The sequence below is a fragment of the Brumicola pallidula DSM 14239 = ACAM 615 genome (genome assembly GCF_000428905.1).
Classification (GTDB): domain Bacteria; phylum Pseudomonadota; class Gammaproteobacteria; order Enterobacterales; family Alteromonadaceae; genus Glaciecola; species Glaciecola pallidula.
Genome location: NZ_KE386814.1, coordinates 1 through 18,280 on the forward strand (window position 1 = coordinate 1; position 18,280 = coordinate 18,280).

Consider the following 18,280-nt stretch of genomic DNA (forward strand, 5'->3'; position numbering starts at 1 on the left):
AAGTTTGAACGTAATAAACCACACGTAAACGTTGGTACTATCGGCCACGTTGACCACGGTAAAACAACTCTTACAGCGGCAATCACGTCGGTATTAGCAAAGACTTACGGCGGTAGCGCTCAAGCATTTGACCAAATCGATAATGCACCAGAAGAGCGTGAACGCGGTATCACAATTTCTACATCACACGTAGAATATGATACACCTGCACGTCACTATGCACACGTAGATTGCCCTGGTCACGCCGATTATATTAAAAACATGATCACCGGTGCTGCGCAAATGGATGGCGGTATATTAGTTGTTGCGGCAACGGACGGCCCTATGCCACAAACCCGTGAGCACATCTTGTTAGGTCGCCAAGTGGGTATTCCTTACATGATCGTTTTCATGAATAAATGTGACATGGTTGATGACGAAGAATTACTAGAACTAGTAGAAATGGAAGTTCGTGAGTTGTTAACAGAATACGAATTCCCAGGTGATGATTTACCGGTAATTCAAGGTTCAGCACTTAAAGCACTTGAAGGCGACCCAGTATGGGAAGCGAAAATTCTTGAGCTAGCTGAAGCACTGGATAGCTATATTCCAGAGCCAAAGCGCGATGTTGATAAGCCGTTCATTCTTCCAATCGAAGATGTATTCTCAATATCAGGCCGTGGTACAGTTGTTACTGGTCGTGTTGAGCAAGGTATTGTTAAAGTCGGCGAAGAAGTAGAAATCGTTGGTATTAAAGACACCGTTAAAACAACGTGTACGGGCGTCGAAATGTTCCGTAAGCTGTTAGACGAAGGTCGTGCTGGCGAGAACGTCGGTGTTCTATTACGTGGTACTAAGCGTGAAGACGTAGAACGTGGTCAAGTATTAGCGAAGCCTGGTTCAATCAATCCACATACTAAGTTCGAAGCTGAAGTATATATCCTAAGCAAAGATGAAGGCGGCCGTCATACTCCATTTTTCAAAGGCTATCGTCCACAGTTTTACTTCCGTACAACTGACGTCACAGGTGCTGTAGAGCTTCCTGAAGGCGTAGAGATGGTTATGCCAGGTGACAACTTGAAGTTTGAAGTTGAACTCATTGCTCCTATCGCGATGGACGAAGGTTTACGCTTCGCAATCCGTGAAGGTGGCCGCACAGTAGGTGCTGGTGTTGTATCAAAGATTGTTGCGTAATACCGCATTAAATCCTAAAAAAGGCGCTCATTGAGCGCCTTTTTTTTACTTAAGGAAAAGCAGTAAAAGGAGGGGAGGGAGCGTCTTCACCCACACAAACGCGCTGTTCGCCTTCCTTGGCCGCTCGCTAATGGCATCCCTGCCATTAGAAGGTTTGTGTAGGTTAAGACGCTCCTTCCCCTCCTTTTACTGCTTACCACGCACGTGTGGCGTGTGGGCCGAGGTTAAGCACGGCGATTTAGCATTCACGAACAATCAACAATCAACAATCAACCATCAATCTAACACCAAATATCGATGCAGCAACGAGCATAATCAACCTCCTAGCAAACCCAGCGCGCTAATCTAGTAAGTTATATACAGAAGCCTTCTGTATATAACTTGCGGAACATGAAAGGCCGACAGCGATGGCTGATGAGACAACCTGAAAGGATGGAGTTCGACAGCGGTCGTCGATGAGGAAAATCAAATTAAGCAAAGTGAGAGTTTGACTTTAGAGTGAGGCCTACTTTGGTAAATCCGTTTTTAATTGTTCAAACTCTGTTTCGCTTTGAGCTTTCAGAGCGTCTTTGTTTTTTTGTATTTCGACTTCCATGTCAGCGAACGCCGACTCTGAAACTCCCGCAAATTCGAGTGCGTTTGCAATACGTTCTTTGGTTAACGGGTGTGAGCTTAATATTTTCTCAAGATCTTCTGCAATTAGGCTATTTTCGCTATCCGCATATTCAGCAAATTTCTTCATCCCTCGTGCAAAAGACACTGGTTCAGCGCCTGTGGCCCTTAGTTGCTCAAGAGCAAACTCATCTGCTTCCCATTCGAGCTTTTGGGTGAACTGATTCGTTGCTATGGTATTTGATACACTTGCAAAAAAATCAAAAAAACCACTAACATCACCAAATATATAAGTTATGGCAATTGAGGTTGCTAAGGTCTGAGAAATAAGTCGCATTGAATGATGATTTTCAACATGCCCAATTTCATGCATAAATATAGCCGTTAGAATTTCTTCATCATAATCGACTAACTCAAGAAGCTGATCAGTAAATACAATGGTACCGTTGGGGAGTGCGAAAGCATTGGGTCCCATCATTTTAGTGTGTCTAAAAAGAATATTGTACTTTTCGGAGTCTAAATCCATGTTTGCCAATAATGAATACCATTGACTTTCAAGTGCGGTGATTTTTTCTAAATCAGCCTCACTCGGATTGAGAACTGTTTTATCCATTGCCGTCATAGTATGCCTAGACGACAACTCGACAAATACATCAGGAATATATGGCGCAAATACCACCGCCATTTGAGGAATAACAACCGCAAAAATAAAGTATAGCGTAACGGGTATCGCAACTATACTGCCAATAACTGCTTTAGCAGACTTCTCCCATTTGCTGACATCTTTTTTACCAGCACTTAACCAACTATCTAGGAAGGGCTCTGAATTCATAACTAAGAGGGTTTTATTAGGTAATATAATTTCACGAGGAATCGTTCCTAACTTATCCGAAATAATTAGCTCTTCGTGCTTATATTCAACTATGTCATCACTAGCGTCGGTGTAACAAAGTATTCCACTCGCATGCAGTTTTACCTTAACGATTTGGTAGTTAGCTCCACTACCGGCGAATAACTTTCCTTGTGCTACAAGCATTACGTTAATCCTTTAAGCGAGTTGTCAGCAGCTCCGTGTACTAGTTAAAGCACTAGGCTGGTGCTTCGTCATTACCCGATAGAAATATCAATATCAAAGGCACCAATAACTTCGTCAGCAACAGCACTGTCTTGGTTACCGCTTTGGGCTACCACATGATTGATCCCGACTAATACATTGACATTTGTTGCTTCAGCATAAAAGCGCGCGTTTCGCACTTTAACCCAAGGTATTGCTAGACCAAGTGTAAATATTAACATTAGATAATTGGTTGCGTTTAACAGCATAAGCGGAACGAACTTAACGTTAGATTCAAAATTCGCAACAGCTTCAATTTTAGTATTGTTATACACATGGTTTCTAATATGCGCTTTGTAGTATGACGTTGCTGCAACGATGATTAAAATATACATAAGAGTAAGCAAAAACAGAGTGAAAATGTATCCTGCAGACATTGATTCAAGATCAAACCCTCCAATACCAACGCCGGTTGCAAAACTAATTCCAATAATGAGCATACCAACTATAGCGATTGCGCTTGCAATAATAGCTGCAACATAATATTCGCTAGCAGCTAATTCGGGTTTAAACTTTTTGTTACCGTATTCCATATTCTCATATAAAAATTCATCTATTTTTTTCAACACCCACGGCATTGCTAGATAGAGAGTAAATATAGCCATAATCGGTAAAATTAAAAATATAAAAAATGCCCTACCAAAGCGCATTTTAAAATTAAAACGAACATTTCTATATGCCATCATACGCATTCTAAAGCGCACACCTAAACAAATAATAAATGGCGTTAATAAAGCGATAAGAAGAATAACGATGACGCCTGCAATGGGACTGAAATTGGATATAATCAGATAACTTGCGAGTAACAGAACTGCAATAATACGCCCTCGCAAAATTTGCATTGGTTCAGCTAGGTAAGATAGGCGGTGACCAGCAATTTCTGTATTAGAATAAAAGTAACGATGAGTTCGCACTGTCGCCCAAGCTGAGTAAATGCCTAAGGTAACAATAGAAAGCAATAAATTAACTATCCAAATTGCAAAGTATTCTGTTCCGTTGCCATGAAACTTAATCTTGCCACTGGAGAGTATTTCTTCTTTTTCGTGATTAATACTCGAGATGGCTGGTTGGCGCAAAAGTATAAGTTTTCGCAGTGCTTCCGCACGATCCGGAAAAGCCTCTTTATCAATAGATTCGTAAGCTTCTAGCATTTCATCTAGCGTGTAGTATGAGTAATTGAACTCTGGACTACTATCCGCTGAAAACGGATTATTGGTATCTGACATTTAACATCCCTATTTTTGGTGCCAATTTTGGCTATCTACTCACGATACGAGGTTGCAATCATTGCTGATCAAGATACCTGGTAAATTTAAACTACAGGAAAGTGTAGTCATAGAGAAGCTAAATATAAGTATTCGTTTTTATCCCAAAGATTTACCTAGATTTCTGCCTAATTTGATAGTGGAATAGCACTCATTATAAATTCAAGCCTTACAGATTTGTGTATTGTGCAGCTCCGCGATTTGCTATTTTGATTTTGTATAGTTTGATTTTTTATCCGTTAGCCTAATTAAAAGTGAAATATACTAAAAATGGTTATGTGTTTTGTCGGGTAACCTATAGAATCGTAAGGCTGTTTCAACATATAAAAAGAGTGTTTCGGTTTTGATCACAATAATAAAGAATGCTGACGTTTATGCACCTGAAAATTTGGGCTTGAAGCATATTCTTATTGCAGAAAATAAAATAGTTTATGTGGGTGACATTTTACCCGAACTTAACCTTGAGCATAACATTGTTGATGCTGAGGGCTGCATTGTGATGCCCGGTTTTATTGATGGCCATACGCATATTACGGGTGGTGGTGGTGAAGCCGGGTTTTCTACAAGAGTGCCGGCAGTGCCATTAAGCAAGTTTACGCGGGCGGGCGTAACCACCGCCGTTGGTTTGCTGGGTACAGATGATTTAACTCGTAGTACTGAGTCGTTGGTTGCCCAAGTTTATGCGTTAAGAGAAGAAGGTTTTTCAGCTTATTGCTACACCGGTGGTTATCATTTACCGGCAACAACCTTAACCGGGTCGGTGAAATCGGATATTGTTTTCATTGAACCGATTATTGGTGTCGGAGAGTTAGCTATTAGCGATCATCGTTCAAGTCAGCCAACATTGAATGAATTGTTAAAAGTTGCATCTGAAGCTCACGTGGCACGCTTGATGACCGGTAAAGCAGGTATGCTGCACTTGCATTTAGGCGACGGCGAACGCGGCTTAAGTTTGGTTAGAGAGGCTTTAGATTCAGCCGAAATTCCGCCTAGGACGTATAATCCAACGCATATTAATCGCCAGCGTTTCCTATTTGAAGAAGCCTGTGATCTAGCAAAAAGAGGCTGTTGGGTTGATGTTACTGCTTTTGAAACTGGCGATGTTGGCTTCGAGCCAGGTGAAGCTTTGCTGCGCTATATGCAACAAGATTTGCCACAAGATAAATTAACCATTAGTTCGGACGGCGGCGGATGCTTACCCGATTTTCATTCTGATGGTAGTTTGAAGAAAATGGACTTCGCTGAGTCCCAATCGATGACGGATATCTTCTATAAGCTAGTAGATGATGACCAAGCGGTTGAAAAGTTTTTACCCTTTTTTACCAAAAATGTTGCCACTTTGATGAATTTTCATCATAAAGGCCGTATTAAAGAGGGGGCTGATGCAGATATTATAATATTGAATAAGCAAAATCGGATTGAGCATGTTATGGCGATGGGTCATTGGCATGTTAAATATAAACAACAAGTCAAAAAAGGCACTTTCGAGTAAATATTATGCCCTCTCCAACTATAGATGGCACCCAAAGAGGATATGTAATTCCGATTGGCGGTGCAGAAGAAAAACTAGATAACCCCGAAATTTTGGCCAAGTTTATTGAGCTTAGTGGAGGTAAAGATGCGGTAATTACCATCATTCCAACAGCTTCACAGCTTGACGATACGGGTTCACGGTATCAGAAAATTTTCGAAGAAATAGGTGTAAAAAAAACCTATTCGTTGCCAATTATTGAACGCAGTGATGCGCAAAATCCTGAATACGTACAAACCTTGGGGAAAAGTACCGGTATATTTGTTACTGGTGGCAACCAACTTAGGTTATCCACTATTTTAGGTGGCACACCTATCGCAAAGACAATTCGCCAATTAAACGCCCAAGGTGTTCATTATGCAGGCACTTCTGCAGGTGCTGCTATCGTCTCGCAGCACATGATTACTGGTGGTAGCACAGGTACTGTGCCGACCGAAGGCGGTGTTAACTTAGCGCCGGGTATGGGGTTAATTAATACTGTCGTGGTCGATCAGCATTTCAATGAACGCAACAGACTTGCTCGACTACTTTCAGCTGTTAGTTATAATCCGTTTTTGATTGGGGTTGGATTGGACGAAAATACCGCCGCATTTATTGACCATAACAACGTGTTTACGGTTGTCGGTAGCGGTGCTATTACCGTCGTTGATCCTAGCGATATTGAATATTCATCTATGGCAGAAGCTCGCACCGGAGACGCCCTCACATTACTAAATGTTAAATTACATATTTTAGCAACTGGTGCTAGGTTTGACATTTCAAACCGAAAAGCTTACGTAAGTTGAGCATCAAAATAAGTATTCTTTGCTTGCTAATTCTGATGTTGAGGAGGATAAAATAAAACACTTCAAAAGGTAGCGTAAGCTGCCTTTTTTATGTAGTTTAGATCACTAATAATAACAGTTTAATTGACCCGTTCATGCCTATAGATTATTGAGATTATACAAAAGGTTCAAATACTGAATTAACTGCTTGTTTCATTGCTGTCGTTAATTAATAAAAAAAGTCGCACTAAGGGATCTGTAACCATGAAAATTCTAAGTAAAAACGTTTACGTCGGCCCAAATGTCTATGCTAACTTTCCGGTCATTTGCTATCAAATTGACATTGGTGAATTAGAAAATTGGCCTTCGGTCAAATTAGGTGAAGACTTTATTAATGGTCTCATCGCAGCTTTACCCTCCTTGCAAAAGCACGGTTGTTCTTATGGTGAAGAAGGTGGCTTCTTAAGAAGACTAGTTGAAGATGAAGGAACGTGGATTGGTCATATTTGGGAACACGTAGCAATAGAATTGCAAAACTTAGCAGGGTCCTCAGTGTCCTTTGGGCGCACAAGAAGCTTGAAAGAAAAAGGCTGTTATTATGTTGTTTATCAATATCAACAAAAAGACGTAGGCTCAGAAGCTGGAGCTTTGGGTTTAAAACTGCTAACACATTTAATGCCCCCTGCTATACAAAAGTCGATTACCGCCAAAATTGAACCAGATTTTAATTTTGGCGATGAACTAAATGACTTTATTAAAATGGCGCAGCGTAAAGAGTTTGGCCCAAGTACCGCCTCTTTAGTGGCGGCTGCCGAGGAACGTGACATACCTTGGTTACGCTTGAATAACTACAGCTTAGTGCAATTTGGTCAGGGTAAGTATCAACAGCGAATTCAAGCGACGATTACCAGCGAAACAAAACACATCGCAGTTGAAATTTCATGTGATAAGGAAGATACCCACAATCTACTCAATGATTTAGGCTTGCCCGTACCACAACAAATGATGATTTATAGCGATAAGCAAGCGGTGAAGGCTGCTCAGCGTATAGGCTTTCCAGTTGTACTAAAACCATTAAATGCGAACCATGGTCGCGGGGTTAGTATTAACTTGAGGACAGATGACGACGTTATAGCTGCGTTTGCTGAAGCGCAGCAGCATGGCACAAGCAGAGCGGTATTGGTCGAAAGTTTCATCACCGGCTATGATCACAGAATGTTGGTTGTTAATAATGAGTTAGTTGCAGTCGCCAAACGAGTTCCCGGGCATGTTATTGGTGACGGTATGCATACTATTGAGCAGCTAATTGATATTGTGAATAAAGACCCACGTCGCGGAGTAGGGCACGAAAAAGTGCTAACTAGACTGGAATTAGATAAGCAAGCGCTTCGGCTCATGGAAGAAGCCGATTATGATAAAGACACGGTACTTGAGAAAGACCATACGTTTTATCTCCGCTCGACTGCAAATTTGTCGACAGGGGGCACTGCAATCGATGTGACCGACATTGTGCACCCAGATAACCGCGAAATGGCCGTGCGTGCGATTCGTGCCATTGGTCTTGATATCGGTGGCGTTGATTTTTTAACCGATGACATTAGCAAATCGTACAAAGAAATTGGTGGTGGTATTTGTGAGTGCAATGCCGCACCAGGTTTTAGAATGCATGTTGCACCCAGCGAGGGTAAACCAAGAGATGTGGCTGGTAAAGTAATGGATATGTTATTTCCGGCTGGCACCAATGCAAGAATTCCTGTTGCCGCTATTACCGGAACCAACGGTAAAACCACCACGTCCAGAATGTTAGCAAGCATCATGAAAAGTGCTGGATTTACCACCGGTATGACCTCAACTGATGGTGTCTATATTGATGGGCATCTTACAGTAAAGGGCGATATGACTGGCCCGACCGCGGCCCAAATTGTATTGCGTGACCCCAGTGTCGATTTTGCCATTATGGAAACTGCGCGTGGTGGTATCGTTAAACGCGGCTTAGGTTATAGCACGTGTAACGTTGGTGCTTGTTTAAATATTTCAGCCGATCATTTAGGTCAACGAGGCATCGATACCTTAGAGCAATTAGCACAAATTAAACGGGTTGTTGTTGAAGTCGCCCAAGACTGCGTTGTACTTAACGCAGATGATATCCATTGTCTAGAAATGGCAGAGTTTTGCGAAGCCAAACAAATTTGTTATGTCACCATCGATTCTGGTCATGGACTGGTGCGTGAGCATATTCGTCAAGGCGGGATGGCGGTTGTATTAGAAAAAGGTATTAATGGCGAGATGATCACAATCTATGATAATGGGGCTCACATTCCTTTGTTATGGACGCATTTGATACCAGCAACGATTGAAGGCAAAGCAATGCATAACGTGCAAAATGCAATGTTCGCAACGGCGATGGCATATAGCTTTGATACTTCATTAGAAAATATTCGCCAAGGCTTGAGAATATTCAATACGTCATTCTATCAAGCACCGGGTCGACTCAATATCTTTGATGAACACCCGTTCAAGGTAATTTTAGATTATGCGCACAACCCCGCAGCAATTAAAACAATTACCGATTTAGCCGGGCGTTTAGGTGTGAAAGGGAAGCGCAGACTCGTATTGGCTATGCCGGGCGATAGACGAGATGAAGATATCATAGAGGCAGCTAAAATTGTTGCTTCTACTTTCGACAGTTTTGTTTGCAAAGCTGACGATGATCGTCGTGGGCGAGGACATGATGAAGTGCCAATGTTACTCAAGCAAACCTTAGAAGCTAACGGTGTTGATGCGAAAGATATTCAGGTAATACCAAGTGAAGCTGATGCGGTTGAAGCTGCTTTAGTCAGTTGTACTCCGGGTGATTTACTCATTATTTTAGGCGATAACATTACCCGTTGCTGGAAACAGATCGTACACTTTAATAATGTATCTGAGCACCCTGTAAGCGATATGGATAGACCATCGAGTGACTTCCCCGAAAAATTATATGAACCTATTGAGCACAAATTTGAATTACAAGAAGGTAGCCGAATTGTACAAGATGAGCGCGGTGTTCATATTGTTGTTGACAGAGAAGAAGACGCTGATTAAATTGCGTATAAGTAAGATAATGAGTGGTGATACTGATGGCTTTTGAACTTGATGAGGTGAGAAGGTTGACCGGTCCTAATTTATTATCTAATGAACCCGGTGCGATAATAGATGTGTTTTTTGATAACGTCGAGGCGCAAGTTGTTATTGATTGTTGGCAAAAGCATCTTTATCACTGCCAGGTTAGTTTGGGTAGTGAGTATACATGGCCTTCTAACTACTATGACAGACATTATAAAGGAGGCGCAAGTATGTCGATTTCTGCGCCTATGGATTTACTGTATAGTGCATGCGACTTAATTGAACTTGCTTGGGACTTATGTGTTGCCGAGTTGTCTGTAGGCGACAATAGTGAATGCAGCATTTCAATGTTGCCTCGTTTGGCAGCGCTGAAAGAAACGATTGTTGACGAGAGACACCCACAATTACTTGAATTAATGCGGCAAGCTCAAGCTCACGATGTAGTTTGTTTGGTTGACGATGATGAAATTAGCCTTGGTATGGGAGCCAAATCTGATACATGGCCTATTGATGCATTCCCAGATCCTCAAAGTGTTAGCTGGCAGCAATATTCTACTATTCCATTAGCCTTAATCACAGGAACTAATGGGAAGTCGACGAGTGTTCGCTTAGCCGCCGGAATTGCAAAAGCAGCATCCTTAAGTGCAGGTGTAACCTCGACTGATTTTATCAAAGTGGGAGACACGATTATTGATGACGGCGATTATTCAGGCCCAGGTGGTGCAAGACTTGTACTCAGAGATAAACGTACTGAAATTGCATTTTTAGAAGTTGCTCGAGGCGGTTTGCTGAGACGTGGTTTACCTGTTCAATTCGCAAATGTCGCTTTGATTACTAATGTTGCTAGTGATCATCTAGGGCAATACGGTATAAATACAGTTGAGGAGATAGCAACGGTTAAAAGTATGGTTTCAAAAGCTATCCCACAAGGGAATGACTTTACCAAAGGCATGCTTGTGTTAAATGCAGATGACGTGTTGCTAGTAAAAGAGTCTGAAAAGCTGCATGTTCCTATTTGTTGGTTTAGTGAAAATGAACATAACCCTCAAATACTACAAGCATTGAGTCAACATCATCCCTGTGTGTTTGTACAAAATAATGAGCTTGTATACAGCGACAGTGAGCAAGTCATTATTGCTGCTGTCAGCGATATTCCGATGACGGTAAATGGCACTGCAAAGCACAATATACAGAACGCTTTGGGTGTAATTGGATTAACCAAGGCGCTGGGGATTTGTAATGATGATGTTCTTTCTGGACTAATGAATTTTAGTAGCGATGCAAGCGATAATCCTGGACGTGGCAACATATATGAAGTTAACGGCATTACGGTTATCGTTGATTTCGCGCATAACAGTCATAGCATGCAAGCGGTCGTCAATATGGCGTCAAGTATGCCAGCTAAGGCTAAGCACGTCATGTTTAGCCATGCAGGTGATCGTTCTGATAAAGATATGCTTGACGTTGCTAAAGCAGTAAGTGCTTTACGCCCTAATACTTATGTTTTAGCTGAGATTAACAAATATCTTAGAGGACGAGAGCCAAATGAAATTTCTTTTTTAGTTAAAGAACATTTACTTACAACCGGTATTGTAGAAGAAGACATTATACTCGCTAGTGATCCCTTAGATGGCACTAGGAAAATAATGGACCGCGCTGTTGTTGGAGACCTAGTTTTATTATTTGTTTTAGATGATCGAGAGAAAGTGCAGACGCTGCTCACAGGTAAATAAAGTTTTATAAACAGGATAATGCGATACCAGCGCTATTTTCATGAATACCATCGTTATTTTTGTCACTGCTGAGTTTTATCTTCCCCTGCAAACTCACTGTTAGTAATCTGGCGTATTTAGCGTCGTTTGAGGCAGGGCAGATACGCACGCTCGCTGGGCTTGCAGTGATCCCACTTTCATAAAATTTGATAGCCTTTTTGCGACTGTAAAGTCGATTACTATCATGACTTTTTGGCATGCTCATCAGCATAGGCTCCTGAGGGTCTCTTTCATTATTGTTATTACTGTCAATGAAGACAATTTTGGGTTCATTCCAGTTCTTATCGCAATGACTGTAATCGCTAGTGGGACACAATAAGGTCAGTTGCTCTTGCTCAATTGCCTTAAAGCGTGCAAAGCGAATTAGGCTATTTAACTGATTAGTTTCAGAGGTAATTCTAGCCTTGGTAATAATCGACAAGAAACTAGGCACCCCAAGTGTCCCTACTATTGCTAAAATACCAACAACAACCATCAATTCTACAAGTGTTGTGCCCTTAAACCGCAATTGTAGTTTGCTTCTTTGATTTGTTTTAGCTTGTCGATGACTCATATTTTAGCATTCCTTTGCTTATATTTTATTTACATTAATTGTAATTTGATAAAAAGTAATTGCTACTGAACCTGGTGACCGTTTTTGCTATTATTCAGAGATGCTGGATAATCACCCAAGAACGTTGTTTGCATAACGCTTTTACCTCATTTAGGAACTGAAACTCAATTGCTTCCCATACAGGAAATACTTAACGCACTCGCGCTGCAACTGGCAGATGGCAACGCTATTGTTGTTGCGCCACCGGGAGCCGGAAAGTCAACAGCGCTGCCACTGTTTTTGTTACAGCAACCGGCTTTTCAACATAGTAAAATTATTATGCTGCAACCTCGACGTATTGCAGCGCGAAACATTGCCTACTATCTGTCTGAACAATTGGGTGAAAAGGTAGGTAAAACAATTGGCTACCGGGTGCGTGGTGAAAATATAACAAGTGCCAACAGCCGCTTAGAAATTGTTACTGAAGGTATTCTTACGCGCATGTTGCAGGCGAGTCCTGAGCTTCCAGGAGTTGCGCTTATTATCTTTGATGAGTTTCATGAGCGCAGTATTCATGCTGACTTTTCATTAGCATTAAGCCTAGAAGTTCAGCAAGCGTTGCGTGATGATCTGCGAATATTAGTTATGTCAGCCACATTAAATGCACAGGCAATTACTAAAATAATGCCTGCTGCAAAGCTATTAGAGTCAAAAGGCACAAGTTATCCTGTCGATATTAAGTACGTTGCTTCAAATTCAAGAATGCCAGTTGTTGATAGGGTATGTGAACTGCTAATTCAAACCTTTAGGTGCCATGACAAAGACTTTCTAGTTTTTTTACCCGGCGCATCTGAAATTAGAAAGGCGGCTGAAGTTCTCTCTCGAAAGCTACCAGATTGTGTTGTTCTACCGCTGTTTTCAGACCTCAATAAACAACATCAGCAAGCAGCATTAATGCCTAATAAAGAGGGCAAAAGAAAAATTGTATTGGCGACCAACATTGCGGAAACAAGCCTGACCATTGAAGGAATTGAAGTGGTTATTGATAGCGGAATTGAAAAAAAGGCAATATTTGATTTACGCAGAGGTATTACTCAACTAACAAGCCAAAAAATATCCCAAGCTTCGGCCACCCAGAGAGCAGGCCGGGCAGGGCGAGTTATGGCGGGCACTTGTTATCGTTTATGGTCAAAAGAATTGCATGGTCGACTCGCGCAACAATCAACGCCGGAAATACTGCAATCTGATGTTTCAGACTTAGTATTAGAAGCGGCTATTTGGGGCGCGCCGATTGCCGACTTAGCGCTTATTGACCAACCGAATTTAGCACAACTCTCTCAAGGTGAAGAGAAGCTAATGAGTCTTGGCGTTATTGAGAAAAGTAATAAAGTGACCGAATTTGGTCGCCAAGTGCATGCGCTGGGCGGTAATGCAAACATTGGCATTATGTTATTAAAGAGTGCTCAATTGAGTTTAGCTCATCAGAGTCTGGCTTGCGCATTGGCTGCGCTGCTTGAAAGTAAAGATCCATTACCTCAAGCGCAAACTGTTGAAGTGACGCCCCGATTAACCTTTTTGCTAAAAAATAAACAACACAACATATGGTTACTTATTAAGCAATGGCACCGAAAGCAAAATATTCAATTAGTTGAATGGCCTTTACAAGACCTCGCTATTGTTCTGGCTTTTGGTTTTCCTCAGTGGATAGCAAAACATCGCTCAGAAGGACGTTTTAGTTTGGCTAATGGTAGCGGCGCGACGTTGAGTATTAATGACGAACTGTTGCGACATTTAGGACCTCAATCGTTGTCACAAAATAACCAATGTTGGTTAGCCGTCGGGCATATGCAGTTGACCGACAAACAGAAGGATAGCGCTCTTATTCGATATGCTGAGCCAATAAAATTTGAACAGATGCAAGCTCACTTTTTGGCATTTTTTGACGACAAAGAAATAGTCCAATGGGATGAGGAGAAACAACGGATTAGCGCATTTGAATCACAATTTTTTGGCAGTATCTCATTTTCTAAAAAACCACTTCCTAAGCCTTCGCCGGTGTCTTTAACTGAAGTATGGAGGCAGCAAATACTGAAAAAAGGAATACCGGCGATACCTTTTGATACCCGTACACAGCAATTAATCATAAGAGTCAATTTGTTGAATGCAGCAATAAATATAGCGGAGCAAAACGATGCGTTTCCGGATTTTTCTGATACCGCATTGCGACAGAATATCGATCAATGGCTGTTGCCATTTTTGAGTGGCAAAACTACGTGGCAGGCATTTGTTAAACTGCCATTTTATCAGCTGTTGAGTCAACAAATGGATTATCAGCAACTCAAAAAGCTTGATTCCTTGCTACCAGAAAGTATCGTTATTCCTACAGGGAGAAAAGCTGGAATTGATTATAATGAGGACGGTAAAGCGCTATTGTCTGTGAGAATGCAAGAGCTATATGGCATGCAACAGCATCCCACACTATTAAATGGCAAACTAACTATTACTTGTGAATTACTTTCACCCGCGCAAAGACCCTTGCAAACAACGGACGATCTGATTGGGTTTTGGCAAGGGAGCTATAAGCAAATTCAGAAGGAAATGAAGGGCCGTTACCCGAGACATTTTTGGCCAGACGACCCGGCCAATTCACCTGCTACTGCCACTATCAAGAAGCGAATGCAGCAATAGGAAGTTGAACGACGACCGTTTGCCCAATAACAAAGGCGTAGATTGCATAAAAGTGGCAAGCTGCGCCCAGCAGCACAAATAAATGCCATATAGCATGCGTGTAGTGTTTATGTTTTGCCATATAGAATGGAATACCCAAGCTATACGCTACACCACCTAAGAATAAAAATATGAACCCGGTTAAAGGAACAGCATTGTAAATGGGTACAATAATCAGCAAGGCTAACCAACCCATAACAGCATAAGTAGTCACAGCTAGTTTCGGGTATTTGTCTTTAAAGATGGCTTTGAAACCAACCCCAAATAATGCTATGGCCCATATAGTAATAATACTCACAGTAGACACCCAACCATCAATTGCAACTACTAAAAACGGTGAATAAGTGCCGGCAATCAGCAAATAAATAGCAATGTGGTCGGCGCGTTTTAGTATGGGCTTTAACCTTGGGTTACTGACTGAGTGATACAAGGTAGATGCCCCAAACAAAAGCACCATTGAGCTTCCAAAAACAATAGATGACATGACTTCTATTAAGCCATTACTTTTAAGCAGCAGCGCGCCAAGGCCCAAGGCTGCTAACGCAAAGCCAAGAAAATGAGTAAACGCATTCAAACGCTCTTCTAACTTACTGTATTGATGCATTTGTGGGCTTGCTGTTTGCTTCACGATAATGGCTTATTTGAGTGTTAATTTAATTTCAGCTTACAATTGTACGCTGAAACGATAGCGTTTAAAAGGTGTAAGTTAATTGGTAAATTTGTCAAATGTAGGGTCAGCAATCTTTCGTCCAAAAGCCCACTTGGCATTAGGGTTTGTTGTGCTTCAATTGATTTTGATATGCCAACGTTTTCTTCATCCACAGTTTATTCATTAACATATAAAAAATCTTCAGCTATACTTGTGAATGATTATTTATATCTTTACGTAACATGCCGATAGTAAGCTATGCCGTGAACTGCATTTTATTAATAAACATACAGATGGATTAAAGGTAGACATGATATGAAGCGTGTGTTGTTCACTACATTATTAGTTAGCTGTCTGATCTCGCCCCTCGTTTTCTCCGTTCAGATTAGTTCATCACAATCCAAAGCTAATCAATTGGTCGATTTAATAAAAGATGATACGAGTTTGTCTTCTGCAAACAAAATAACTGCCTACGAAGCATTGCTCAATAAAGAAAAAATAAAAGAAGATCTAAATGACATAGCCACACTTGTATTCAACGAGGCGCTTCTGGTTGAAATGTTAAAAGTAGGAAGTTATGTAGAAATAACAACGTTGTTTAAAACGTTTATCCCCTTGGAAAATGTTAATAAAACTAACGAAAATATTAACATTTACGTTAGGTTATTACGTTCTGCTATTAATGCATATTTAATGTTGCAAAAATATGACAATGCGAAAAAATTAATAGCAGAATTACAGCCCTACTTCTCACTATATGACGTAACTGACGTAAATAAGGCTCACGTATTTATGGGTGCTGGTCAGTTAAATGTAAGAACTGGTAAATATAAAGACGGAGTAAGTATGTTGCTGCTTGCTATGCAAACCTTTGGAAAAAGCTCTAGTTTGAGTGAAGAAAATAAGCGCAAAAAAATATCTACCACACTTAGCTATGTAGGCCATACATACTTCACTTTGGGTGATTATAAAAATGCCATTAAATACTATGAAAAAAGTATTGATAAAGCAGGTGACTTATTAGAGCCTCTCGATATCACTATTTACAATCATAATATCGCTTTGTCTCAGTTGGAATTATTTGAGTGGGAACAAGCGCTCAACACAGCCACTTTAGCTTCTCAACAAGCAAAAGATGTAGGAAGTGATGTATTTGTTGCCTTTGCTAACGAAATTATTTCCCGCGCCAAGCATGGTCTTGGGAAGAGTACGGAAGCAATAAAAATTATAGATGGTTCAATCGGCACATATAAAAAAATCAATGATACACAGAGGATAATAGAAGCACTCGCTTACGAAGCTGAATTTCATATTAGTTTAGGAAACTGGGATGAGGCAAAAAAGAATACAATAGAAGCTTATTCGATTCTAGCAATCGCTAAAAGCCAAGCTAAACCGACGATTGAATTATTTAAATCTAGCTTCCTTATTGAAGAGAAAAACAACAATTTTGATAAGGCTCTTCTTTACCAAAAGCAATTAACAAAATTGAAAGAGGAAGACTTTGAAGCCAAAAAAATGCAAGACGCACAACGCTTAATGTTAAATTTCGAGCTTGAGTTAGCCGAAGAGAAATCGCTGCGCTTAGAGCAAGAAAATAAACTTAAATCGATTATTATAGAAAGAAACCAAAGCAAGCATAGGTTTTTAATGACCGTGATTTCTGGTGCAATCGTAATGCTTGTGTTACTTGTGTATGTCTATATGAGAGAGCGTAACTTGAAACTAAAGATGAGTCATTTAGCGATGACTGATTTTTTGACAGGCTGCCCAAATCGCAGAAATGCAATGCATCAAGCAAAAGTTATGCTGAGCAATCAGGTCAACAAAAAACATTCAATGACAATTGCTATTTTAGACGTCGATAACTTTAAGGCAGTTAACGACACATATGGACATGATGTAGGCGACAAAGTCCTTCAGAACTTATCGTCAATTATGCTCGGTGCGCTGCGGGAAACTGATGTTATGGGTCGGTATGGCGGCGAAGAGTTTATAATACTATTACCCAATGCAGGCGAAAAAGAAGTAACAATAATATTTTATCGAATGCAACAAGCATTGAAAAATCATATCTGTGAATATAAAGGCGAAAGTATCGTACTACCAATAACCATAAGCATGGGCGCTTCTGTGGTTTCTTATGTTCCAGAACAACTTGATGAAAATGAGCAAAAACTGTTACTCGATACCATTATTAAAAAAGCAGATAATAAAGCCTATGAAGCTAAAGAAGAGGGGAAAGATCAATTAAGGTTTGTTGCTGTATCTATCGACAGTTAGTTAGCACTTAAGACGTCGACTTCCCTCCTTTCTATTTCTCCAACGATGACAGTACTATGATGATTGTTATTTATTCATAGCTTCCCCAGTCTATAAGCAATCCAACACGATAACTCATCGTCGCCTTATCAAAGGGCTTAAATCCTAGGACTTTAAACTCAATACTACTCATACGGATCGATTGTTAACAATCAGAACAATTGAGTTGATTTATTTCAATCGAGATTAACCAAGCCGCTATGTTGCCAAATAGCGTCAACTTGGGCCTATAGCCGCTGTAAGAGATTAACTTTTTATATTGTTGGCTTTCACCGTCTACTTTTTTATACATAGGTATTGATTAGGTCAATCTTATTGGGTATAACATGTGGCTAGAAATATTCACAACAGTGATACGCAATTTTAGCTGGTGGTATACAGGCTTTCTAGTGGTTGATATCAAACAAGTTGTGCGTAACCTAGATAATTTAAAAAATAATAATAAGCTTGAGCACAAAAGCTTGGCGCAGCTGTATTAGGAGCAAGTACCATGACGTTGTTAACAACACGCAATTTAACTCGCGCGTTAGTGCTGTGTTTGGCGTTGTTTTACCTAACCATCATTTCTGAATTTTTCGACTTCAACATTCTGAATAGACTTCCTAGCGTTAATATAGGTGCGGTTATTGTAACTTGCGCATTAGGTGTTTTTTGGCTTGTATTCAGTATCCGGGCTCGTCACAGACATTAAGCGGCAAATTTGCAGGGCGTGAT

12 protein-coding genes are annotated in these 18,280 nt (G+C 40.7%); 8 read left to right on the forward strand and 4 right to left on the reverse strand.

The window, feature by feature from the left end; all coding sequences use genetic code 11:
* On the forward strand, positions 1-1,173 hold a 1,173-nt coding region (tuf, locus tag G399_RS0110895; protein WP_026843505.1), incomplete at its 5' end, for an elongation factor Tu.
* 505 nt (positions 1,174-1,678) lie between these two features.
* Here the strand turns inward: tuf and G399_RS20630 are convergent.
* Entirely contained in the window at positions 1,679-2,821 is a 1,143-nt protein-coding gene (locus G399_RS20630) for a M48 family metallopeptidase (RefSeq protein WP_006009911.1), read from the reverse strand.
* 71 nt (positions 2,822-2,892) lie between these two features.
* Positions 2,893-4,125 carry a YjgN family protein gene (locus G399_RS0110905; RefSeq protein ID WP_006009909.1) on the reverse strand — a complete coding sequence of 411 codons (1,233 nt, stop codon included), beginning with the start codon at positions 4,123-4,125 and terminating at the stop codon, positions 2,893-2,895.
* 382 nt (positions 4,126-4,507) lie between these two features.
* On the opposite strand from G399_RS0110905, the gene iadA reads away from it, so the two are divergent.
* The 4 genes from iadA to G399_RS0110925 all read left to right on the forward strand — a co-directional run bounded on the left by iadA (position 4,508) and on the right by G399_RS0110925 (position 11,297).
* Positions 4,508-5,656 (forward strand): beta-aspartyl-peptidase, encoded by a 1,149-nt coding sequence (gene iadA / locus G399_RS0110910; RefSeq protein ID WP_006009907.1) that lies wholly within the window; start codon positions 4,508-4,510, stop codon positions 5,654-5,656.
* A 5-nt stretch (positions 5,657-5,661) separates the two neighbouring features.
* Complete coding sequence (locus G399_RS0110915; protein WP_006009905.1) at positions 5,662-6,480, forward strand: cyanophycinase; 819 nt, start codon at positions 5,662-5,664, stop codon at positions 6,478-6,480.
* A 243-nt stretch (positions 6,481-6,723) separates the two neighbouring features.
* Positions 6,724-9,543, forward strand: coding sequence for a cyanophycin synthetase (gene cphA, locus G399_RS0110920; RefSeq protein ID WP_006009903.1), 2,820 nt, complete (start codon positions 6,724-6,726; stop codon positions 9,541-9,543).
* A gap of 35 nt (positions 9,544-9,578) precedes the next feature.
* A complete protein-coding gene (locus tag G399_RS0110925) occupies positions 9,579-11,297 on the forward strand; it encodes a Mur ligase family protein (RefSeq protein WP_006009900.1) in 1,719 nt (572 codons plus the stop codon).
* Positions 11,298-11,301: 4 nt separating this feature from the next.
* On the opposite strand, the gene G399_RS0110930 is transcribed toward G399_RS0110925, so the two are convergent.
* Complete coding sequence (locus G399_RS0110930; RefSeq protein WP_006009898.1) at positions 11,302-11,889, reverse strand: GspH/FimT family pseudopilin; 588 nt, start codon at positions 11,887-11,889, stop codon at positions 11,302-11,304.
* 168 nt (positions 11,890-12,057) lie between these two features.
* On the opposite strand from G399_RS0110930, the gene hrpB reads away from it, so the two are divergent.
* Positions 12,058-14,556, forward strand: a complete 2,499-nt coding sequence (gene hrpB, locus G399_RS0110935; RefSeq protein WP_006009896.1) for an ATP-dependent helicase HrpB — start codon at positions 12,058-12,060, stop codon at positions 14,554-14,556.
* Here hrpB and trhA read toward each other — a convergent pair.
* Positions 14,534-15,223 (reverse strand): PAQR family membrane homeostasis protein TrhA, encoded by a 690-nt coding sequence (gene trhA / locus G399_RS0110940; protein WP_006009895.1) that lies wholly within the window; start codon positions 15,221-15,223, stop codon positions 14,534-14,536. The two genes, hrpB and trhA, sit on opposite strands and share 23 nt — an antisense overlap.
* A 336-nt stretch (positions 15,224-15,559) precedes the next feature.
* Here trhA and G399_RS0110950 point away from each other — a divergent pair, with 336 nt between their 5' ends.
* Together G399_RS0110950 and G399_RS0110960 are read left to right on the forward strand one after the other, a co-directional pair.
* The gene (locus G399_RS0110950) at positions 15,560-17,527 is read left to right on the forward strand and encodes a tetratricopeptide repeat-containing diguanylate cyclase (RefSeq protein ID WP_026843656.1); all 1,968 of its coding nucleotides are present in this window, start codon (positions 15,560-15,562) and stop codon (positions 17,525-17,527) included.
* A 529-nt stretch (positions 17,528-18,056) separates the two neighbouring features.
* Entirely contained in the window at positions 18,057-18,257 is a 201-nt protein-coding gene (locus tag G399_RS0110960; protein WP_006009886.1) for a hypothetical protein, read from the forward strand.
* Positions 18,258-18,280: the final 23 nt, after the last annotated feature.

What these genes read in the sequence shown, in the direction of transcription:
- G399_RS0110950 (WP_026843656.1), top strand. Translation starts at nt 15,560, where the DNA reads ATGAAGCGTGTGTTGTTCACTACATTATTAGTTAGCTGTCTGATCTCG.
- G399_RS0110930 (WP_006009898.1), bottom strand. Translation starts at nt 11,889, where the DNA reads ATGAGTCATCGACAAGCTAAAACAAATCAAAGAAGCAAACTACAATTG.
- G399_RS0110905 (WP_006009909.1), bottom strand. Translation starts at nt 4,125, where the DNA reads ATGTCAGATACCAATAATCCGTTTTCAGCGGATAGTAGTCCAGAGTTC.
- G399_RS0110925 (WP_006009900.1), top strand. Translation starts at nt 9,579, where the DNA reads ATGGCTTTTGAACTTGATGAGGTGAGAAGGTTGACCGGTCCTAATTTA.
- G399_RS20630 (WP_006009911.1), bottom strand. Translation starts at nt 2,821, where the DNA reads ATGCTTGTAGCACAAGGAAAGTTATTCGCCGGTAGTGGAGCTAACTAC.
- G399_RS0110960 (WP_006009886.1), top strand. Translation starts at nt 18,057, where the DNA reads ATGACGTTGTTAACAACACGCAATTTAACTCGCGCGTTAGTGCTGTGT.
- G399_RS0110915 (WP_006009905.1), top strand. Translation starts at nt 5,662, where the DNA reads ATGCCCTCTCCAACTATAGATGGCACCCAAAGAGGATATGTAATTCCG.
- cphA (WP_006009903.1), top strand. Translation starts at nt 6,724, where the DNA reads ATGAAAATTCTAAGTAAAAACGTTTACGTCGGCCCAAATGTCTATGCT.